3 protein-coding genes are annotated in these 4,898 nt (G+C 71.3%); 2 read left to right on the top strand and 1 reads right to left on the bottom strand.

Annotated features, from left to right (window positions below; genetic code table 11):
• Nucleotides 1–902: 902 nt before the first annotated feature.
• A complete protein-coding gene (locus tag KBX08_RS32165) occupies nt 903–1,322 on the top strand; it encodes a protein-tyrosine phosphatase family protein (RefSeq protein WP_210787521.1) in 420 nt (139 codons plus the stop codon).
• A gap of 204 nt (nt 1,323–1,526) precedes the next feature.
• On the opposite strand, the gene KBX08_RS32160 is transcribed toward KBX08_RS32165, so the two are convergent.
• Nucleotides 1,527–3,821, bottom strand: coding sequence for an excinuclease ABC subunit UvrA (locus KBX08_RS32160; RefSeq protein ID WP_210787520.1), 2,295 nt, complete (start codon nt 3,819–3,821; stop codon nt 1,527–1,529).
• A gap of 166 nt (nt 3,822–3,987) precedes the next feature.
• Between KBX08_RS32160 and KBX08_RS32155 the strand changes: the two genes are divergently transcribed.
• Nucleotides 3,988–4,716, top strand: coding sequence for a MerR family transcriptional regulator (locus KBX08_RS32155; RefSeq protein WP_210787519.1), 729 nt, complete (start codon nt 3,988–3,990; stop codon nt 4,714–4,716).
• Nucleotides 4,717–4,898 lie beyond the last annotated feature (182 nt).

Raw genomic sequence — 4,898 nt, 5'->3', positions numbered from 1 at the left:
ACCGACGCCGCCCAGACCGTACAGGTGTCGGCCTACCCGGACGCCTACGCCCAGTGGGAGCAGCAGGCCACCGACCTCGTCGCCCAGCACTGGAACAGCTGACCCCACACCACAAGCACCCAGCACCCAGCACGGCAAGACCACAGCACCACCGCACCGACCACTGGCCGGCACCCGCACTCGGGGTGCCGGCCAGTGGCACGTTCCGTTTCCGTGCGGCAGGCTCATGCCGCTGGTCGCCGATGCCGCGACGCCGCGTGCCCGTCGGAAGCGGATGGCGCGGTCCGGTCGGTGGCTGCCAGCAGATCTTGGACATTTTCCGTCCGGCGCGTACGGAAAACGTCCAAGATCTCGTGGGTCATGGCCGAAGCGCGACGCGATGGCGGGTGTCGTGGTCGTGAGGCGACCGGTGTTCAGCGATGGAACCCGTCGGCGCATCGGCCCGGCGAGCGGTGGGGCGTTGCGGCCGGCCGACCGCCGCCACCGGTGGTGCGGCGAGGCGTTGATGCCACCGCCCAATGCCGGCCACGGACGCCAGCGACGGCTGACGCCAGCCGGCGGTGCGGCGGGAGTAGGGCGGGCCTCGGCCCTCGGTGCGGTGCCACGGCGGTGCGGCGGGGCCGGGTGACCGCCACGTGGCGGGCTGCGGGGCGGCGATCGGATGGGTGGGCGGGGTGTGGGAACAACGGCGGCGGCGGGCTGGTTGTGGAGAGTGTCGGTGTGACTCAGTGTCCCCGGGCCTCACCTAATATCGCCCTCGCGGAATACCGTTCGGCTGGAGCCGCGTCGTGCCACTCGCCGAGAGGCGACCTGCACACCGACACCAGCGCCGCCCCCGGCCCACCGGCCGGGGGCGGCGCTGTCTGTGCTCACCCCTCAGAGCGTCGCGGCACAATGTCCGGATGACTGATGCGCAGCCGTGGTCCGAGCAGTCTGGCGTACTCGTACTCCCCAGTGGGGCGACGGTGCGCGGACGCCGCGTCGCTGCCGCGACCTCGCCCGCCGACTTCGCCGTGCTGCTGGCACCCGGCCCGGAGCCGGCCTGGCCGCACCGGCGGATCCGGTGGCCTGATTTCTGGGTGCCGCTCGACCGCGTCGAAGCCCTCGACGTCCTGCGGGAGGCCCTGCGACGCGCCCGTGACGGTGAACGTGTCGAGGTGGCCTGTCGGGGTGGGGTGGGTCGGACCGGAACGGCCCTGGCCGCGCTGGCGATCCTCGACGGTCTGCCGGTCGAGCGGGCGGTGCCGTGGGTGCGGGCCGGCTACCACCCGAAGGCGGTGGAGACCCCCTGGCAGCGGCGCTGGCTGCGCCGGGTCACCTGACACCGCCGCCGGGCCGCCGCCGGAGCGCTGCGGGAGCGCCGCCGCCGCCGTCGGCCGGAGCGATGCCGGCCAAACCACCGTCGCTCGTGCCGGCCACCCGTGACGCTGCGTCAGCCGACCGCCGCCGCTGGTACCGCCGGACCAGAGCCGCTCGTGCCGGCACCCGTCGCTACTGTGCTCCGGCCGGTAGCGGGGGCAGCGGTGTCAGCTCTGGCCGATCACCGCCGGGTTGTTGACGTACTCGCGGAGGTGCTTGGCGGTGAGGGTGTCGCCGGTGGCGACCAGCTCGGCCGGTGTGCCGGTGAAGACGATGCGGCCACCGTCGTGGCCGGCGCCGGGGCCGAGGTCGATGAGCCAGTCGGCGTGTGCCATGACCGCCTGGTGGTGCTCGATGACGATCACCGTGTTCCCGGCGTCGACCATCCGGTCGAGCAGGGCCAACAGTTGGTCCACGTCGGCCAGGTGCAGGCCCGTGGTCGGCTCGTCCAGGACGTACGTGGTGGTCTTCTCGGCCAGGTGGATGGCGAGCTTGAGTCGTTGCCGCTCCCCGCCGGACAGGGTGGTCAGTGGCTGGCCGAGGCTGAGGTAGCCCAGCCCGACGTCGACCAGCCGGCCGAGGATGAGGTGCGCCGCCCCGCTGGGGAAGAACGCGTACGCCTCGGTGACCGACATGGTCAGCACCTCGTGGATGTTCTTGCCGCGCAGCGTGTACGTGAGCACCTCGTCGGTGAAGCGTCGCCCCTCGCACCGTTCGCAGACGCTCGCGACGCCGGCCATCATCGCCAGGTCGGTGTAGATGAGGCCGATTCCCTTGCAGGTCGGGCAGGCGCCCTCGGAGTTGGCGCTGAACAGCGCGGCCTTGACCCCGTTGGCCTTGGCGAAGGCGGTGCGGATCGGGTCGAGCAGTCCGCTGTAGGTGGCCGGGTTGCTGCGTCGTGAGCCACGGATCGGGGACTGGTCGACGATGACGACCCCGGACCGGCCGCGCAGCGACCCGTGGATCAGTGAGCTCTTGCCGGAGCCGGCCACGCCGGTGACCACTGTGAGGACCCCGAGTGGGATGTCCACGTCCACGTCGTGCAGGTTGTGCAGGTCGGCCTGGCGGATGGCGAGCTGCCCGGTGGGTTGGCGTACCGCCTCCCGCACTGTCACCCGGTGGTCCAGGTGTCGGCCGGTGAGGGTGTCGGAGCGGCGCAGGCCGGGGATGTCGCCGGTGAAACAGATCCGACCACCGTCGGTGCCGGCGCCCGGTCCGAGGTCGACCACGTGGTCGGCGATGGCGATGGTCTCCGGTTTGTGTTCCACCACCAGCACGGTGTTGCCCTTGTCGCGCAGCCGCAGCAGCAGGTCGTTCATCCGGGCGATGTCGTGCGGGTGCAGGCCCACGGTGGGTTCGTCGAAGACGTAGGTGACGTCGGAGAGGCTGGAGCCGAGGTGCCGGACCATCTTCACCCGTTGCGCCTCGCCGCCGGAGAGGGTCGCCGACTCGCGGTCCAGGCTGAGGTAGCCCAGACCGATCTCGACCAGGGAGTCCAGCAGGTCGCGGAGGTTGGCGACGAGTGGCGCGGCCCCCGGGTCGTCAACGGTGCGGACGAACGCGGCCAGGTCGCTGATCTGCATGGCTGAGCAGTCGGCGATGTTGTGCCCGGCGATCCGTGATGACCGGGCCGCCGCGTTGAGTCGGGTGCCGCCGCAGTCGCCGCAGCTGGTGAAGGTGACCGCCCGGTCGACGAAGGCGCGGATGTGCGGTTGCATCGACTCGCGGTCCTTGGACAGGAGGAGCCGCTTGACCTTGACCGCCAGCCCCTCGTACGTCCAGTTGTTGCTGCCCACCTTGATCTTGGTGGCCGGCTTGTGCAGGAAGTCCTCCCACTGTTGCGGGGTGAAGTCCTGGAGTTTGACGTCCGGGTCGAACAGGCCGGAGCCGACGATGGTCTGCCAGTACCAGGAGTCGACAGCGAAGTTGGGCACGGTGATCGCGCCGTCGTTGAGGGAGCGCTCGACGTCGACGAGTTCGTTGACGTCGAGGTCGGAGACCCGGCCCAGCCCTTCGCAGGTGGGGCACATGCCCTCGGGCAGGTTGAAGCTGAACGCCCCGGCGCCGCCGACGGACGGCTGGCCGAGGCGGCTGAAGAGGATCCGCAGCATGGCGTACGCGTCGGTGGCGGTGCCGACGGTGGACCGGGAGTTGACTCCCATCCGTTCCTGGTCGACGACGATGGCCGCGCTGAGGTTGCGCAGCGAGTCGACGTCCGGCCGGTTGAGGTTCGGCATGAACGACTGGAGGAACGCGCTGTAGGTCTCGTTGATCATGCGCTGGGACTCGGCGGCGATGGTGCCGAAGACCAGCGACGACTTGCCCGACCCGGAGACACCGGTGAAGACGGTCAGCCGGCGTTTGGGGATGTCGACCGAGACGTCGGCGAGGTTGTTCTCCCGCGCTCCGCGTACCTCGATCATGTCGTGGCTGTCGGCGGCGGACCATGCTGGCTGCGACATACGAACCCTTCACGGAATCGTGGCGGGACTTTGCCCCGCCGGGCACTGGCGGATTCCATTGTCTCATTCATCCTCATGTAGAGACTTTCGCCGAGATCCAAGCGCAGGCTTCAGCAGCATGCCCCGGAAAGTCTCAAATCACGTCGTAAGCGGTACGGTGGCTCGCGTGGACCTCGCCTCGAAGGATCGGCTGCGCGCCGTGGACCTGGCGGCCACCGTCGGGATCTCGGTGCAGCAGGTGCGCAACTACGTCGAGTTGGGGGTTCTCCCGCCGGTGCGCCGCACCGCCAGCGGCTACCGGATCTTCACCACCGAGCACGCCCGGGCGCTGACAGTGGCGCGGCGGTTGGCCGAGGGGCACGGCTGGAGCCGTACCCGGGAGATCATGGCGGCGGTGCACACGGGTGACCTGCCGGCGGCCCTGGCGGCGCTCGACGGCGGCCATGCCGAGCTGGACCGGGAACGCGCCGAGATCCGCCGGGTGCTCGGCGCCTTCGAGACCGTGCTGGCCGGCCCACCGGCGGCCCGGCCCGCGCCACGCCACGGCGCCCGCATCGGCGAGGTGGCCGCCCTGGTCGGGGTCCGGACCTCGCAGCTGCGGCTGTGGGAGGAGCGCAAGCTGCTACGGCCGGGCCGCACCCCGGGCACCAACTACCGGGTGTACGACGAGGCGGAGCTACGCGCGGCGCAGGTCATCGCGTTGCTGCGCCGGGGCGCGTACCCGTTCGAGATCATCGCCGCGGTGCTGGGCGAGCTGCGGACCACCGGCAGCGCTCAGCGGGTCCGCGCCGAGCTGGGCCGACGCGAGCAGGAGCTGCACACCCGCAGCCTGCGCCGGCTGCGGGGCACCGCCGCGCTGCACGACTACCTGCGCGGTCGCGGCGACGCGAGTTGACCGGCATCCCGTCCCACCGGGCGATCTTCCTGACTAGGGTCGGGCACATGAGAGCTGCGCTGCTGGCGGCCACGACGTCCGCCGTCCTGCTCGCTCCCGTGCCGGTCGGTGCGACGGGAGCGTCCGCCGCGCCGACGGTGCGCTGCCCCCGGGTCCCCGCCACAGCGGCGACCCGCCCACCC

Source organism: Micromonospora sp. H61 (genome assembly GCF_018070325.1).
GTDB lineage: Bacteria > Actinomycetota > Actinomycetes > Mycobacteriales > Micromonosporaceae > Micromonospora > Micromonospora salmantinae.
The sequence above is the reverse complement of the archived record's forward strand: the minus strand, read 5'-3'. Positions and strand labels throughout refer to the sequence as shown.